This is a genomic window from Martinezella sp. CNPSo 3890, assembly GCF_057784455.1.
On record NZ_JBXSOR010000001.1, the window covers coordinates 732597 to 748454 of the forward strand.

General features: G+C 60.6%; 15 protein-coding genes. 6 read left to right on the forward strand and 9 right to left on the reverse strand.

All coding sequences use genetic code 11. The features are described from left to right. Positions 1 to 108: 108 nt before the first annotated feature. The 4 genes from moaD to AC13RC_RS03635 all read right to left on the reverse strand — a co-directional run bounded on the left by moaD (position 109) and on the right by AC13RC_RS03635 (position 3960). Entirely contained in the window at positions 109 to 363 is a 255-nt protein-coding gene (gene moaD / locus AC13RC_RS03620) for a molybdopterin converting factor subunit 1 (protein WP_069616328.1), read from the reverse strand. Continuing rightward, positions 363 to 950: a CDP-diacylglycerol--glycerol-3-phosphate 3-phosphatidyltransferase gene (gene pgsA, locus AC13RC_RS03625; protein ID WP_069616214.1), complete on the reverse strand. Its 588-nt coding sequence runs from the start codon at positions 948 to 950 to the stop codon at positions 363 to 365. The genes moaD and pgsA overlap by 1 nt, the downstream gene beginning before the upstream one ends. A 206-nt stretch (positions 951 to 1156) precedes the next feature. Beyond that, entirely contained in the window at positions 1157 to 3196 is a 2040-nt protein-coding gene (gene uvrC, locus AC13RC_RS03630) for an excinuclease ABC subunit UvrC (protein ID WP_488556515.1), read from the reverse strand. Next, complete coding sequence (locus AC13RC_RS03635; protein ID WP_488556516.1) at positions 3193 to 3960, reverse strand: SDR family oxidoreductase; 768 nt, start codon at positions 3958 to 3960, stop codon at positions 3193 to 3195. Before AC13RC_RS03635 ends, uvrC begins: the two co-directional genes overlap by 4 nt. 364 nt (positions 3961 to 4324) lie before the next feature. On the opposite strand from AC13RC_RS03635, the gene AC13RC_RS03640 reads away from it, so the two are divergent. Further along, positions 4325 to 4957 carry an outer membrane protein gene (locus AC13RC_RS03640; protein ID WP_113329062.1) on the forward strand — a complete coding sequence of 211 codons (633 nt, stop codon included), beginning with the start codon at positions 4325 to 4327 and terminating at the stop codon, positions 4955 to 4957. 73 nt (positions 4958 to 5030) lie between these two features. Here the strand turns inward: AC13RC_RS03640 and AC13RC_RS03645 are convergent, their stop codons facing one another. Then, entirely contained in the window at positions 5031 to 5873 is an 843-nt protein-coding gene (locus tag AC13RC_RS03645) for an oxidoreductase (RefSeq protein WP_488556517.1), read from the reverse strand. A gap of 123 nt (positions 5874 to 5996) precedes the next feature. Here AC13RC_RS03645 and AC13RC_RS03650 point away from each other — a divergent pair, with 123 nt between their 5' ends. Further along, the gene (locus tag AC13RC_RS03650; RefSeq protein ID WP_488556518.1) at positions 5997 to 6899 is read left to right on the forward strand and encodes a LysR family transcriptional regulator; all 903 of its coding nucleotides are present in this window, start codon (positions 5997 to 5999) and stop codon (positions 6897 to 6899) included. Positions 6900 to 6910: 11 nt separating this feature from the next. Here the strand turns inward: AC13RC_RS03650 and AC13RC_RS03655 are convergent, their stop codons facing one another. Next, on the reverse strand, positions 6911 to 7504 hold the full coding sequence (locus AC13RC_RS03655; RefSeq protein WP_488556519.1) for a glutathione S-transferase: 594 nt from the start codon (positions 7502 to 7504) through the stop codon (positions 6911 to 6913). Positions 7505 to 7537: 33 nt separating this feature from the next. Next, positions 7538 to 8389: a 23S rRNA (adenine(2030)-N(6))-methyltransferase RlmJ gene (locus AC13RC_RS03660; RefSeq protein ID WP_488556520.1), complete on the reverse strand. Its 852-nt coding sequence runs from the start codon at positions 8387 to 8389 to the stop codon at positions 7538 to 7540. Between the two features lie 81 nt (positions 8390 to 8470). Here AC13RC_RS03660 and AC13RC_RS03665 point away from each other — a divergent pair, with 81 nt between their 5' ends. The 3 genes from AC13RC_RS03665 to AC13RC_RS03675 all read left to right on the forward strand — a co-directional run bounded on the left by AC13RC_RS03665 (position 8471) and on the right by AC13RC_RS03675 (position 12501). Next, positions 8471 to 10594, forward strand: coding sequence for a molybdopterin-containing oxidoreductase family protein (locus tag AC13RC_RS03665; protein ID WP_488556521.1), 2124 nt, complete (start codon positions 8471 to 8473; stop codon positions 10592 to 10594). Beyond that, a complete protein-coding gene (locus tag AC13RC_RS03670) occupies positions 10591 to 11184 on the forward strand; it encodes an NUDIX domain-containing protein (RefSeq protein ID WP_488556522.1) in 594 nt (197 codons plus the stop codon). The genes AC13RC_RS03665 and AC13RC_RS03670 overlap by 4 nt, the downstream gene beginning before the upstream one ends. Positions 11185 to 11331: 147 nt before the next feature. Beyond that, positions 11332 to 12501, forward strand: coding sequence for an alpha-D-ribose 1-methylphosphonate 5-triphosphate diphosphatase (locus AC13RC_RS03675; protein WP_488556523.1), 1170 nt, complete (start codon positions 11332 to 11334; stop codon positions 12499 to 12501). A 262-nt stretch (positions 12502 to 12763) separates the two neighbouring features. Here the strand turns inward: AC13RC_RS03675 and purN are convergent, their stop codons facing one another. Both purN and purM read right to left on the reverse strand, forming a co-directional pair. Continuing rightward, the gene (gene purN / locus AC13RC_RS03680) at positions 12764 to 13435 is read right to left on the reverse strand and encodes a phosphoribosylglycinamide formyltransferase (RefSeq protein WP_488556524.1); all 672 of its coding nucleotides are present in this window, start codon (positions 13433 to 13435) and stop codon (positions 12764 to 12766) included. Then, complete coding sequence (gene purM / locus AC13RC_RS03685; protein WP_488556525.1) at positions 13432 to 14505, reverse strand: phosphoribosylformylglycinamidine cyclo-ligase; 1074 nt, start codon at positions 14503 to 14505, stop codon at positions 13432 to 13434. Before purM ends, purN begins: the two co-directional genes overlap by 4 nt. Before the next feature lie 222 nt (positions 14506 to 14727). On the opposite strand from purM, the gene AC13RC_RS03690 reads away from it, so the two are divergent. After that, positions 14728 to 15858, forward strand: a complete 1131-nt coding sequence (locus tag AC13RC_RS03690; RefSeq protein WP_113329052.1) for an AI-2E family transporter — start codon at positions 14728 to 14730, stop codon at positions 15856 to 15858.

The following is a 15858-nucleotide window of genomic DNA, read 5'->3' on the forward strand; positions in this document are numbered from 1 at the left end:
GCTTCGCAAACATGCTGAGGTGCCTCCCGACCCTTCGCTAAGGCTCAGGGCGTTCGTCGCTGCAATCGATTCACTGGATCGATTGCTCGGGCTTCGCCCGACCGCTCCTCACCCCCCGGTCATCGGCGGGAAGAGCCCGATCTCCCGCGCTCCGGCGATCGGCTCATCGTGCTCCGCATGTTCCATGTTGATAGCGACGCGGATCGCCTGGGGGAATTGAAGTGCCGCCTCGTATTCCTCGCCCAAGCCTTTCAAATGACTCAGGAGATCGCCGACGGTGACGACATCGGCGGGCAGGGAAATCTCTTCCTCGGCCTTACCGATCCGCTCACGCACCCAGGCGAAATAGACGAGTTTCGTCATCATTCCTCATCCACGACATGCTTTAGCCCGGCCCGGAAATAATCATAGCCGGTATAGATGGTCAAAAGCGCTGCGACCCAGAGCAGGACGATGCCCATCTCTGTCGTGTAGGGTAGCACCTTGTCGCCTGCCGGCCCAGCCAGAAGGAAGGCGATGGCGACGAGCTGGGCCGTCGTCTTCCATTTTGCGATGCGCGTCACGGGAACGCTGACCTTCAACGCCGCCAGATACTCACGCAGGCCCGAAACCAGGATTTCGCGGCAAAGGATGATGATGGCGGCCCAGAGCGACCAGCCGGCAATGGTGCCGTCGGCGGCGACTAGAAGCAGGATCGCGGAGACCAGCAGTTTGTCGGCGATCGGATCGAGCATTCGGCCGATATTCGAGGTCTGGTTCCAGATGCGCGCGAGATAGCCGTCGAGGAAATCGGTGATCGAGGCGATGATGAAGATCCAGAGCGCGACCCAGCGCGCAAAATCGGAGCCCTCCAGCTTACCCTCGATGAAGAAGCAAAGAACGATCAGGGGTACGCAGATAATGCGGCCGTAGGTGAGCAGATTGGGGATGCTGTAAGCGCGCGAAGCCATGGAAATCGTTTCGTTTCTGTTGTCTCGACCGAACCGGATTGGGCACTGTTGATCCCATCCCGCCGAAGTCGTCTGATGGAGTATGATCCCAAAAACCGCTCCGCACTTTTTGGTGGTCACACCCTAGATGATGGTTTGGTCAGTTTATCGTCAATATTGTTTCTGTTTTTTCACCGCTATTGCGTGGAATTTGCGACGAGCTTTCCCTATTTCGCGGCGTCCTCGTGGAAATGGTTATAGACCTGACGCGCCACCGCTTCTGAAATGCCCTCGACTGCCATCAGGTCGGAAAGCGCGGCGCGCGACACGGCCTTCGCGGTGCCGAAATGCTGGAGAAGCGCGCGCTTGCGCGAAGGGCCGATGCCACCGATCTCGTCGAGCGGGTTCTTCACCATCTCCTTCTTGCGCCGGGCGCGATGGGAGCCGATCGCGAAGCGGTGTGCCTCGTCGCGCATGCGCTGGATGAAATAGAGCACGGGATCGCGCGGCGGGAGCGAGAAGCTTTCGCGCGAAGGGGCAAAGAAGCGCTCACGCCCGGCTTCGCGGTCGACGCCCTTGGCGACGCCGATGGCGATGACACTGTCGGTGATCCCGAGCTCATCGAGAATGGCGCGCACGGCCGTCATTTGCCCCTGGCCGCCGTCGATAAGGATGACATCGGGCCAGGCGGGGAAGGCGCGATCGGCGGCATCGACGCTGGCGTCGGTCTCGCCGCTGCGGTCGGGCTTGCCTTCCTCCTTCAGGAGACGAGAGAAACGGCGGGTCATGACTTCGCGCATCATGCCGAAGTCGTCGCCCGGCGTGATGTCGGTCGATTTGATGTTGAACTTGCGGTACTGGTTTTTGACGAAGCCTTCCGGCCCGGCCACGACCATGCCCCCGACCGCATTCGTGCCCATGATGTGGGAGTTGTCGTAAATCTCGATGCGTTGTGGCGTGTAGGGAAGCTTGAAAGCTTCCTTGAAGCCTTCGAGCAGCCGCGATTGCGAGGCGGTTTCCGCGAGCTTGCGGCCATGCGCCTCGCGCGCATTGGCAATGACATGCTCGACCAGATCGCGCTTTTCGCCGCGCTGGGGCACGAGGATCGCGACCTTGTGGCCGGCCTTCTCACTGAGAGCAGCCGCCAGGAGCTCCATTTCCTCGATGGTCTCCGACAGCAGGATCTGCCGCGGCACCGGCTTGTCGTCATAGAATTGCGCGAGGAAAGCGTTCAGCACTTCAGCACCCGAGAGCGATGGATCGGCCTTCGGGAAATAGGCACGGTTGCCCCAGTTCTGTCCGGTTCGGAAGAAGAAGACCTGGATGCAGGAAATGCCGCCCTCGTGGTGGATGGCGAAGACATCGGCTTCCTCGACGCCGGCCGGGTTGATGCCCTGATGGCTCTGCACATGCGAGAGCGCCGCCAGACGGTCGCGGAAAATGGCGGCGCGTTCGAAATCCAGATCTTCGGCGGCAGCATTCATCGCCTCGGCCATATGCGCCTTGACGTTCTGGCTCTTGCCGGAAAGGAAATCCTTCGCCTCCTGTACCAGTTCAGCATAGCCTGCATCGCTGATCTCATGCGTGCAGGGGCCGGAACAGCGCTTGATCTGATAGAGCAGACAGGGCCGCGTGCGCGTCTCGAAGACGCTATCGGTGCAGGTGCGGATCAGGAAGGCGCGCTGCAGCGAATTGATGGTGCGCCCGACGGCGCCCGCCGAAGCGAAGGGGCCGAAATAGTCGCCCTTGCGGGCGCGGGCGCCGCGATGCTTGAAGATCGCCGGCGCGCGATGATCGCCCGTAATCAGAATATAGGGAAAGGATTTGTCGTCGCGCAGCAGAACGTTAAAGCGCGGACGCAAGCGCTTGATGAGATTCGCTTCCAGCAGCAGCGCTTCCGTCTCCGTTCGCGTGGTCACGAATTCCATATTGGCGGTTTCGCGCACCATGCGGGCGATGCGGTTGGAGTGCACCTTGCCCAAGGCATAGTTGGAAACGCGCTTCTTCAGGTTCCTGGCTTTGCCGACGTAAAGCACGTCGCCGGCCTCGTTGAACATGCGGTAGACGCCAGGATTGTTGGGCAGTCGCTTGACGAATTCGGCGATCAGCTCGGCGCCGCGCAGTCCCGTCTCGTTCTTTCCGCCTTCGTTCCAGTCGACAGGCGCAATAGGGGAGGCTGCGGCATCGCCTTCCACCTCGATGTCGTCTTCGATATCCTCTGATTCGTCATAGAGAACGCCGCCATCAGGCAGCTTTCTTCCATTCATTCTGCACTCTCCAACACGTCTGGCGTTTCCCAGGCAAGGTGCTGGCCGCCATCGAGCGCTATCATTTGGCCCGTGATCGAGGGCGTGTCAAAAAGAAAGCGGATGGTCCGGCCGAATTCTTCGAGCCCGGGCGCCGCCTTTAATATGAGGCCGTCGATCTGCGCTTGAAAGTCCTCTTCGGTCTGCCGCACGCTGCGCACCGTCGGGCCTGGGCCGATCGCGTTGACGCGGATACGCGGCGCAAAGCTCTGCGCCATCGTCTGAGTCGCCGTCCAGAGGGCGGCTTTCGACAGTGTATAGGAATAGAAGCGCGGATTGAGTGCCCAGACCCGCTGATCGACCATGTTGACGATCAGGCCCGGATGCGGTTCGGGAAGCTGCCGGACGAAATCGGCAGCCAGAATCGACGGCGCCCGCACATGGATTGCGAAATGCGCCTCGAAGGCTTCTTCGTCAAAATGATCGGCGGAATCGCCGAGGAAGGCTGAGGCATTATTCACCAGAAGATCGAGCGGACCGAGAGAATCCGCAACCCTTTCGACAAGGGTTGAGGTCTCGCCCAAATTCTGCAGATCCGCCTTGATCGCAATGGCTCTCCGGCCCATTTGCCGCAGTTTCGCCGCAATTTCCTCGGCCTCGGCGAGGGACTGATTGGCATGCAACGCCACAGCGAAGCCATTAGCCGACAAATCCTCGGCAATTGCCAGGCCTATTCTTTTGGAAGCGCCGGTTATCAGCGCCGTACGTAGTTTTTCCTGGCTCAAGAGATCGCCTTTTGCTCGTCGTTACCCAATCGATGCTCATATAGGGCGTCGATACACCATATGAAAAGATGCATGAGTGAATGATGCGCTTTGGGGTTTCTTATGTAAAACTTGAGATATATTTAGTTTAAAATAAGTATACACAGTTTAACCGATGATTATGGTTAACAATTCCTCTGTTGCGATGAAGCAACATCGAAATTCAGCCACGTCTGTGCCACAATGATATCATATTTTGGCTCTTCCAATTCCTCATTTGCATTCCAATTTCAACCTCGATCCGGGAGGGATATGTTTTAATTGCTCGTGGCGCTTCGAAGTCAAGGACAGTAAGCGGGGCACACGGGACTGAAAGGAGAAAAGTATGCGTACTCTTATCACGACCCTCATGGTCTCCGCTTTCGCTCTCGGCGGTTACACCGCAGCTCAGGCTGCTGACGCTGTTGAGCAGATTCCGCAGCCGCCCGTCGCCCAGGAAGCAGCTCCGGCCGTCAACAACTGGTCCGGCTTCTACATCGGTGGCGCTGGCGACTGGAACGCCGGTCACTTCAACCGCAACGGCGACGCTTACGCCTGGGGCGGCCAGGCCTTCACCGGCTACAACTGGCAGCAGGGCCAGATCGTATATGGTATCGAAGCTGACCTCGGCTACTCCGGCGCCGACAGCACCCGCAACGGCCTGACCGCCAAGAACGGTGTCAACGGCTCGGTTCGCGGTCGCCTCGGTTACGACTTCAACCCGTTCATGCTGTACGGCACGGCCGGTCTGGCACTCGGCCAGAACAAGCTCTCCGACGACACCTCCTCTGACAGCAAGACGGCTGTTGGTTACACGGTCGGTGCAGGTGCTGAAACCTTCATCACCAACAACATCACGGCTCGTCTCGAGTACCGTTACACGGACTACGGCAAGAAGAACTTCGACCTCGACTCCGGTCGGTTCTCTCGCGGCTACGACGAACAGAGCGTCAAGGTCGGTATCGGCGTCAAGTTCTGATTATCCGAAGGCTTAAGCCTGAAGAAAAAGCCGGGGTTTTGCCCCGGCTTTTTTGCGTTATGCCTCTGAGTGTTTAGGCGGCATCCGTCGGGAAGTCCGTCGAGACGGCCAGTTGGCGCCAGTCGGCCAGTTCCTTGGCGACATACTCGTTCTTGGCCTCGATCGCGCCAACTGTATCGGAGCCGAAGGGCATGCGCAGCGGTGGGTTCGCCGAATGGGCAAGCGTGATCATCGATTTTGCAAGGCGTTTGGGATCGCCGGGCTGGGCGTGATTGTGACCGGCGGCGAAATCACGCATGACGCCGGCCGGCGTGTCCCTGTAGTCGGCAATCGAGCTCGGGCTGACGGCAAGCGAGCTCTCATCAAGGAAGTCGGTGCGGAAGAAGCCGGGTTCGACAACAGTGACCTTGATGCCAAGCGGCTTGAGTTCCGCCGCCATTGCCTCCGACAGGCCTTCGACCGCGAACTTTGTCGAGCAGTAGACGCCCCAGCCGGCATGGCTCTGGTAGCCGCCGACCGAGGACATGTTGATGACATGGCCCGAGCGCTGCCGGCGCATATGCGGCAGGATGGCGCGCGTCACCTTCAGCAGGCCAAAGACGTTGGTGGCATAGAGCTTCTCGATCTCCTCGGCCGTTGCTTCTTCCACGGCGCCGAGCAGCCCGTAACCGGCATTGTTGACAAGGATATCGATCTTTCCGAAGCGCTTGACGGCGGCCGCGGCGGCCTCATGAGCCTGCGCTTCGTTCGAGACGTCGAGGGCGACGGGCAGGAGGTTCGGATGGTTGCCGAACTTCTCTGCCAGACCGGCGGGATTGCGGGCCGTAGCGACAACGGCGTCGCCGGCGGCGAGGGCTTCTTGGGCGATGAGGGCGCCAAAGCCGCGGGATGCGCCCGTGATGAACCAAACACGCATGATTTTCTCCTTCGTGGGTTGGCAATTCCAGGGGTGGAATTCGCTTGCAGGAGAAAGGTAGCTTGATGGCATGGTTGAGATAATCTACTTTCTCTTCCATAAAGTGCTGAGAAATTCTCATCAATGCGGCGTATCCGTTCGACCGATCTGGCTATCTTCCTGGCGATTGCCCAACACCGCAGTTTTCGCAAGGCGGCGGTGGAGCTCGGCGTGACGCCTTCAGCGCTCAGCCATTCGTTGCGGGCGATCGAGGAGAGATTGGATGTGCGGCTGGTGAATCGCACCACGCGCGGTGTCGGGTTGACGGAGGCCGGAGAGCGCCTGTTCGATCGCATCCGCCCCGCTTTCCTCGATATCGACGATGCTCTCGAAGATCTCGATAAATTCCGCGGCCAGCCCTACGGCAAGCTGCGCATCAACGCCCCGCGACCCGCAGCCAGGATGGTGCTGCTGCCGATCGCGTCGCGGTTCATGCAGGCTTACCCCGCCATCGAAATGGAAATCGTCGTGGACGATGCGCTCGTGGACACGGTTTCCGCCGGTTTCGATGCCGGCATACGGTTCGGAGAAAGCATCGCGGCCGACATGATCGCTATTCCTATTGGCCCTCGTCAGCGCACGGCGATCGTCGGCTCGCCGGAATATTTTCAGCGTTTCCCTAAACCGGTCACTCCTCATGATCTGAAGGACCACCCCTGTATCCGCTACCGTTTTGCGAGCGGCACCTATTATCGCTGGGAGTTCGAGCGAGGAGGCATCGAGCTGGAGATCGATGTGCAGGGGCCGCTGACGCTTTGCGATCTCGACATCATGCTGGATGCCGCTATCAATGGTTCCGGTCTAGCCTTCTTGTTCGAGGATCACGCGCTGCCGGCTTTGCGGGATGGCCGGCTGATCCGCGTGCTGGAGGACTGGTGCCCCTATTATCCCGGCTTCTTCCTCTATTATCCGAGCCGCCGGCAGCTGCCGACGGCTTTGCGCGCCTTTGTCGATTTCGTGAAGGCCGAGACTGCTCGCCAGAGCTGAGCCGAACAGCGTTAGACCTGCGGCTTCATCGCTGGAAAATCGGGGAAATGCTTCTCGAACTTGCGCGCCCAGTCTATCAATCCCGCATGGTCCGCTTCCCACTGCCCTTCGAAGCGGAGCTGCAGATAGCCGACAAGAGAGGCAAGCGCGAAATGACCCGCATGCAGCTTCTTGCCGATCTTCGGCGGCTCGGCGTCAAGATGGGTGAGGGCGCGGCTGACCTTCGTCCACTGCCGGTCGATCCAGGGCTGATGCTGCTTCTCGGGCTCGCGAAGGCGGCGCTCGTAGACGATCGACAGCAGGCACTCGTTGGTGCCGTCGATCAGCGCCTCCAGAACTTCGATTTCGGTGCGCTTGCCCTTCTTCGATGGATAGAGCCCGCCCTCGCGACGATCGAAATAATGCATGATGGCGCGGCTGTCGAAAATCGCCTCGCCGTTGGCGGTCAGCAATGTCGGGATCTTGCCGAGCGGGTTGTTGTCGATCAGCAGCGTCGGACCGGCATTCGTATCGACATGGATCTCCTCCAGCTTGATGCCGAGATGGCGTGCCGCCATGCGCACCTTGCTGGAAAAGGGGGAGGTGGGCGAGCAAAGAAGTCTCATGAAATCACCTGCGAGATGTGTATGTGATAAATCTCAATGTTCGCCACGCAGCCAGAATGCGCGCTGCGAGGCGAAACGGTCCTGCGCCAGAATATCCTTCAAGGCCGGCAGCAGCGCATGCAACTCATCCTTCAGCGTGAAGGGCGGGTTGACGATGATGAGGCCGGAGCCGGTAAGCCCGGTGAAGCCGCGATCGCTTCTGACGATCAGCTCGGCGCAGAGCATTTTCGGAATTTCCAGCGCCTGTAGCGCCTCGTGAAATGGCTTGATCGGCGCGTCCTTCTTGATCGGATACCAGAGGCAATAGGTGCCGCCGGGAAAGCGGCGCCAGGCTTTGGCCAAGCCTTCGATCAGCCGCTCATATTCGCCTTCCTCTTCGAAAGGCGGGTCGACGAGCACGATGCCGCGCTTCTCCTTTGGCGGCAGATGAGCGCCGAGCGCCAGCCAGCCGTCCAGCTCGGTAACGCGGGCATGGTGATCGCCTTCGAAGAGGCGGTGTAGCCGCTGGAAATCATTCGGATGCAGTTCCATCGCCGAAAGCCGGTCTTGCGGGCGAAACAGCATGCGGGCAAGCTTCGGCGAGCCGGGATAGAGCCTGACGCCGCCCTCGGGGTTCAGCTCGCGGATGGTGGCAAGATAGGGCTCCAGCAGGTCCGCCACTTGCGGCACCAATTCCGCCTCCAGCACCCTGCCGATGCCGTCACGCCATTCGCCGGTCTTCTGCGCTTCTTCGGAGGAGAGATCGTAAAGCCCGATGCCGGCATGGGTATCGAGAACGCGAAAGGCCTTGTCCTTGTTCTGCATGTAGCGGACGAGGCGGGCGAGGATTGCGTGTTTCAAGACATCGGCAAAATTGCCCGCGTGGTAGATGTGCCGATAGTTCATTGTCGGTGAAGTCCGCATGAATTGTTGAGATGGGCCGGATTGTCTCTAGTGGCCGGTCTCCGCTTGAAATATACAAACCTCATGAACATTGCGACCCCTATCCAAGCCAAATCACGCATCGGGCACACAGCCTGTCCGCATGACTGTCCCTCCACCTGCGCGCTGGAGGTCGATCTGACTGAAGACGGCAGGATCGGCCGGGTTCGCGGCGCCAACGACCATTCCTATACCGCCGGCGTCATCTGCGCCAAGGTCGCGCGCTATGCCGAACGGCTTTATCACCCCGATCGTCTGATGAAACCGCTCCGCCGTGCCGGCGCCAAGGGTGAGGGGCGCTGGCAGGAGCTCTCCTGGGACGAGGCGCTGGACGAAATCGCCGAAGCCTTCATCAAGGCCGAAGCGAAGGACGGCAGCGAGGCGATCTGGCCCTATTTCTATGCCGGCACGATGGGCTGGGTGCAGCGCGATTCCATCGAGCGGCTGCGCCATGCCAAGCGCTATTCCGGTTTCTTCTCGTCGATCTGCACCAATCCGGCCTGGACCGGCTTCACCATGGCGACGGGAGTGCTGCGCGGTCCCGATCCGCGCGAGATGGGCCGTACCGATTGCGTCGTCATCTGGGGCACCAATGCGGTTGCCACCCAGGTCAACGTCATGACCCATGCGGTGAAATCCCGCAAGGAACGCGGCGCCAAGATCGTCGTCGTCGATATCTATGACAATCCGACGATGAAGCAGGCCGATATGGCGCTGATCGTCAAGCCGGGCACGGATGCGGCGCTTGCCTGCGCCGTCATGCACGTCGCCTTCCGCGACGGCCATGCCGACCGCGATTACATGGCCAAATATGCCGACGATCCCGCCGGCCTCGAAGAGCACCTGAAATCGAAAACCCCGGCATGGGCCGCGGCCATAACCGGCCTCTCGGTCGATGAGATCGAAGCCTTCGCCAAGCTCGTGGGGACGACGAAGAAGACCTATTTCCGGCTCGGCTACGGCTTTACCCGTCAGCGCAATGGCGCGATCGCCATGCACGCGGCAGCGTCGATCGCGACGGTGCTCGGCTCCTGGCAATATGAGGGCGGCGGCGCCTTCCATTCGAACAGCGATATCTTCCGCATGGATGCGAGCGAGCTGACCGGCCGCGCCATGAAGGATATGGATATCCGCATGATCGACCAGTCGCAGATCGGCCGCGCCTTGACCGGTGATGTCGTGGCGCTGCGTCATCGCGGTCCCGTGACCGCCATGCTGATCCAGAACACCAATCCGGTGAATATCGCGCCAGAGCAGCGGCTAGTGAAGCGCGGCTTTGCCCGTTGGGACCTTTTTGTCGCCGTGCACGAGCAGTTCATGACCGATACGGCTGACATGGCCGATATCGTCATCCCCGCCACCATGTTTGTCGAGCATGACGACATCTATCGCGCGGGCGGTCAGAACCACATTCTGCTCGGCCCGAAGCTGGTCGAGCCGCCGCCGACCGTTCGCAGCAATCTCTTCGTGATCGAGGAGCTGGCTAAGCGCCTCGGCGTTGCGGATCGCCCCGGCTTCGGCTTCTCCGCTCGCGAAATGATCGACCGGGTTCTGTCCAGAAGCGGCCTACCGGACTATGATTATTTCCTCGAACACAAATGGTTCGATCGCCAGCCGGATTTCGAGGAGGCCCATTTCATCAAGGGTTTTGCCCATCCCGACGGCAAGTTCCGCTTTCGCCCCGATTGGACCAACCAGCCGGCGCCGAACCGTCCGCCAGCGTCGGTCGGATTGCTCGGGCCGCACGTCGAGCTGCCGGAGTTTCCGGATCAGGTCGATGTGATCGAGGTCGCAGATCCCGAGCATCCGTTCCGGCTTGCGACCTCGCCATCGCGCAACTTCCTGAATTCGAGTTTCGCGGAGACGAAGACGTCGCGGCAGAAGGAGGGGCGCCCCGAAGTGATGGTCAACCCGGCCGATGCTGAGCGGCTTGATATTGTTCATGGCGAGCTGGTTCGCATCGGCAATACACGCGGCGATATTCGCCTCCACGCGCGCGTGACAGCGGAAGTGAAGCCGGGCGTGCTGATCGCCGAGGGCCTCTGGCCGAACAAGGCTCACGTCGATGGTGAGGGCATCAATGTGCTCACCGGCGCCGATCCGGTCGCGCCATATGGCGGCGCGGCTGTCCACGACAACAAGGTATGGCTCCGCAAGGACGTGGCATGAGTAAATTCGAAACGGCGAAAGCCGAAATCGTCAGCGAAAGGACGCTGGCGGATCAATGGACGCGGCTGAGCACATTTGAGGTCGACTACACGGATTCGCACGGCGAAAAGCATCGGCTGAAGCGCGAGGTCTATCATCGCACGCCGGCGGCCTGCATCCTGCTTTATGATCCAAAGCGCGAAACGGTGATACTCGTCCGGCAATACCGTCTTCCGTCCCATCTTGTCGGTCTTCCCGACCGGATGATCGAGGTGCCCGCCGGCCTGCTCGATGGTGACAATCCGGAGGCCGCGATCCGCCGCGAAGCCATGGAAGAGACCGGCTTTCGCGTGCGCGACGTCCGCTTCCTCTTCAAATCGATGACGTCGCCCGGTTCCTCGACCGAGGTTATCCATTTCTTCGCCGCGGTGATCGATACGTCCGACCGTGTAGCCGATGGTGGCGGCCTTGCGGAGGAGCATGAGGATATCGAGGTGCTGGAAGTTCGCCTGTCCGATGCAATGGCGATGATCGAGAAGGGCGATATCTATGACGCCAAGACGATCATGCTACTGCAATGGGCGGCTTTGAATGTCGCCAGCTTGAGATAGACTAACGGGTGAGCGGGAGCTTTGTAAAAACTCTGCTCGCCATTCATCACAATGTCACGAATCGAGCTTACCGGGGCGTGCTGGCCGGAAACATTCGAATGTTTCCGAGCCTCCTTCGATCATGGACGCTGTTTCAGGAGAAAGCCGATGTGGCTCAGCAATTTCACGCTCGTTCTTCCCAATGAAGTCGTCGAGAGAGGCGCCGTGCGCATCGAAGACGGCGTGATTGCCGAAATCCGCTCGGAGCCGGTGGAGCAGCCGACGTTTGATGGCGGCGGCCGCTTGCTGATGCCAGGCTTCGTCGATCTGCATTGCGACATGGTGGAGCGCGAAATCGCGCCGCGGCCGAATGCGATGATGCCGATCGATTTCGGCATTCACGAGCTGGACAAGAAGCTGGCGGCCGCTGGCGTCACCACGGCTTTCGCGGCGCTCTCCTTTGCGACCGAAAGCGTCTATGGCCACGTCCGCTCGCTCGAAACCACTTCGGCTGTCATTCGCGGCATCGGCAGCCTGCGCGACGAGCTTCTGATCGACCACCGTGTCCATGCACGCTACGAAATCACCAATCTCGGCGCGGCTCCGACCCTGGAGCGGCTCCTGGAAGAGGGCTCCGTCGATATGGTTTCGCTCACCGACCATACACCGGGGCAGGGGCAGTACAACGACATCGAAAGCTACATCCGCAGCATGTCCGAGCGCCGGTCCATGTCGCGTGAGGCGGCCGAGGAGGTCGTGGCAAAGCGCATTGCGCAGCGCGAGGATCCTGAGATCGAGCGCAAGCTCCATGAAGTGGTCGACCTTGCGCTGAAGCACAAGCTGTCGCTCGCCTCGCATGATGACGACAGCCCCGAGAAGGTGGCGGCGATGCACGATCTCGGCGTGACGATCAGCGAATTTCCGGTGACCGGACCGGCGGCGGAGGAAGCCTGCCGCCGCGGTCTCTGGACACTAATGGGCGCACCAAACGCGCTGCGCGGCCAGTCCATGTCCGGCAATCTCAGCGCCCTGGATGCGGCGCGATCCGGCCTGCTCGGCATCATCGCGGCCGATTATCACCCGGCCGCCTTCGTGCCGGCTATTTTCAAGATTGCTGATGTTGTCGCTGGCGGTCTGCCGGCGGCCGTTGCGACGGCAACCTCCAATGCCGCCCGTTCCGCCGGTCTGACGGATCGAGGTGAGATTGCTGTTGGCCAGCTTGCCGATCTGGTCGCCGTCGAGCCCGGCTCGGTTCACCGCATCCGCGCCACGTTCCGCGGCGGCCGCATCGTCTATAGCGACGGCACGCTGCATCCGCTGATGGCAATGGCGGCTTGAGGGAGGCATCTGGCATCCCCCTCATCCGCCCTTTGGGCACCTTCTCCCCGAGGGGAGAAGGGGTTTTTGCTAGACGCACCAGCTCGACAAAAGTATCTCGCTGAGAGGGTGACGTTTCCACCTTCCAATGGAGTTACACAGTCCCGGGCGAGATTAGCTTCGTTATTGAAAAGGCAGCATCCGAAGCACTTCCTCCTTCTCCCCTTGGGGAGAAGGTGCCCGAAGGGCGGATGAGGGGCTGTTCGAAGCCAGAGTTGCGTAATTATTCCGCGTCTCCAAGCAGCGACAAAATCTGCCGTCCATCGACAACGGGGGTTTTGCCAAAGCTCACGGCCTTGCCATCTTCCATCCTGACCTTGCCTTCCGCCAGCAGCCGCAGCGATTGCGGATAGAGCTGATGCTCGACCGTGAGCACGCGGGCGGCAAGGCTGTCGGCGGTATCGTCGGTTAAGACGGGCACGGCGGCCTGGCCGACGACTGGACCTTCGTCCATGCCTTCGGTGACGAAATGCACGGTGCAACCGGCAATGCGCATGCCGGCGTCGATGGCGCGCTTATGCGTATGCAGGCCCGGGAAAAGCGGCAGTAGAGAGGGATGGATGTTGATGATCCGGCCCTCGTAAGCCTGGATGAAACGGCCGGAAAGCAGCCGCATATAGCCGGCAAGGCAGATGATATCGGGCGAGAGGGCTTCAAGCTGCGCAAGGATCGCCTCTTCATGGGCTTCCTTGCTGGGAAATTCCTTGCGGACGAAAGCGAAGGTCGCAATGCCTTCCGCCGCAGCTTTTGCCAGCCCGCCGGCATCCGCCTTGTCGGAGATGACGCCGACGATCTCGGCCGGGTAGTCCGATGCCTTCGTGGCCTTCAGAAGAGCCAGCATGTTGGAGCCGCCGCCCGAGATGAAGACGACGACGCGTTTGCGCGGCGTGGTCATAGAGCGAGCGTGCCCTTATAGACGGTGCCGGGAGCGCCTTCCTCGCGAGCAACCATGCGGCCGAGCGTAACGACGGCTTCGCCTTCAGCCGCAAGCACCGCCTTCACGGCGTCGACGTTTTCTTGAGCGACGACCACGATCATGCCGATGCCGCAGTTGAAGGTGCGCAGCATTTCCTTTGCGTCGACGCCGCCCATCTTGGCAAGCCAGGAGAAGACCGGCGGAACCTTGACGGCGGCAAGATCGATTTCGGCAGCCAGATGCTTCGGCAGTACGCGCGGAATATTCTCCGGAAAGCCGCCGCCGGTGATGTGTGCGAGTGCCTTCAGGGCATGGGTTTCGCGGATGGCCTTGAGCAGCGGCTTCACATAGATGCGCGTCGGTGTCAGCAGCGCTTCGCCGAGCGCCTTGCCCTCTGCGAAGGGGGCCGGCGCATCCCAGCCAAGACCGGAAAGCTCGACGATCTTGCGCACGAGCGAGAAGCCGTTGGAATGAACGCCTGACGAAGCGAGGCCGAGAATGATGTCGCCTTCGGCAATGTCGCCCGAGGGCAGCAGCTGGCCGCGCTCGGCCGCACCGACGGCAAAGCCCGCCAGATCGTAATCGCCATGGGAATACATGCCTGGCATTTCCGCGGTCTCGCCGCCGATCAGCGCACAGCCTGCATCACGGCAGCCGGCCGCGATGCCGCCCACGATCGCCGCACCTTGATCCGGGTCGAGCTTGCCGGTGGCAAAGTAATCTAGGAAAAAGAGCGGCTCAGCGCCCTGGACGACCAGATCGTTCACGCACATGGCAACGAGATCGATGCCGACAGTGTCGTGATAGTTGGCATCGATCGCGATTTTCAGCTTGGTTCCGACGCCGTCATTGGCGGCCACCAGCACCGGATCGGTAAAGCCGGCGGCCTTGAGATCGAACAGGCCGCCGAAGCCGCCGATTTCACCATCGGCACCCGGCCGGCGCGTCGAACGGACGGCAGGCTTGATCTTTTCGACCAGCAGGTTGCCGGCATCGATATCGACGCCCGCGTCGCTATAGGTCAGACCGTTTTTTCCAGACTGGCTCATGCTTCCGCCTCCGATGGCCGCCCGTCCATTATGACAGGGCTTTGATCGGCTCGCCATTGCATGATAGGGGCCGTTATGCAAGGCGCAAGCGCCGCAAACCCTTCGATTTTCCCCGCTTCCCATTGCTCAAGGCAGATTTCCGGCCGCAGGCTTGACCATAATTGCGGCATCATCCTATGTCCTAAGCACACGGCAAACGGGCGCGAAACAACGGGGAAGACGATGGAGCAAAAGGTCAGCGGGGCGAGCCTCAAGCGTCAAGTCACCTTCTGGGTGATCGTGCTCGTCGTCTTCATCGCCTTTATCTATATCTTCAGCACGATCCTGCTGCCGTTTATCGCTGGCATGGCGGTAGCCTATTTTCTCGATCCGGTCGCCGACCGGCTGGAGCGGATCGGCCTCAGCCGCCTGATGGCGACGGTGGTAATCCTGGTCTCCTTCATACTGATCTTCGCGCTGGCGCTGACGATCTTCATCCCGATCATCGTCAATCAGTTCAACGATTTCATTCAGCACATTCCGACCTATGTGCAGCAGATCCAGCAGCTGATCGCCAAGGCGCAGACGATGGTGCTGCCAGATTGGATCCGCAACCAGCTCGGCGCGATCAAGGACAATTTCTCCAGCATCATGTCCGAAGGTTTGAGTTTCGTCGGCGGCCTGTTCGCGCAGCTCTGGAGCTCCGGCAAGGCGCTGGTCAACATCATCTCGCTGATGGTCGTCACACCCGTCGTCGCCTTCTATATGCTGCTCGACTGGGATCGGATGGTCGCCAAGGTAGACGACTGGATCCCGCGCGATCATGTCGCCACCGTACGCCAGATCGCTCGCGAGATCGACCAGGCAATCGCCGGCTTCATTCGAGGGCAGGGTTCGCTCTGCATTATTCTCGGCGTCTATTACGGCGTCGGTCTCTCGCTGGTCGGCCTGAATTTCGGTCTGCTGATCGGCCTCTTCGCCGGCATGATCAGCTTCATTCCCTATGTCGGCTCGATGGTCGGCCTCGTTCTGGCCGTCGGCGTCGCACTGGTCCAGTTCTGGCCGGATTATCTCTGGGTCGGCCTGACGCTCGTCGTCTTCTTCACCGGCCAGTTTCTGGAAGGCAATGTGCTGCAGCCGAAGCTTGTCGGCGAAAGCGTGGGCCTCCATCCGGTCTGGCTGATGTTCGCCCTTTTTGCCTTTGGCGCGCTCTTCGGCTTCGTCGGGCTGCTGATAGCCGTCCCGGCCGCTGCCGCCTGCGGCGTTCTTGTCCGCTTCGCCCTTTCGCGCTACCTTCAGAGCGATCTCTATTATGGACGCTCGGAAGCGGGCAAGGCGCGCAGAGCCAAGGCCGGCAAGACCGAGAATAGCTAG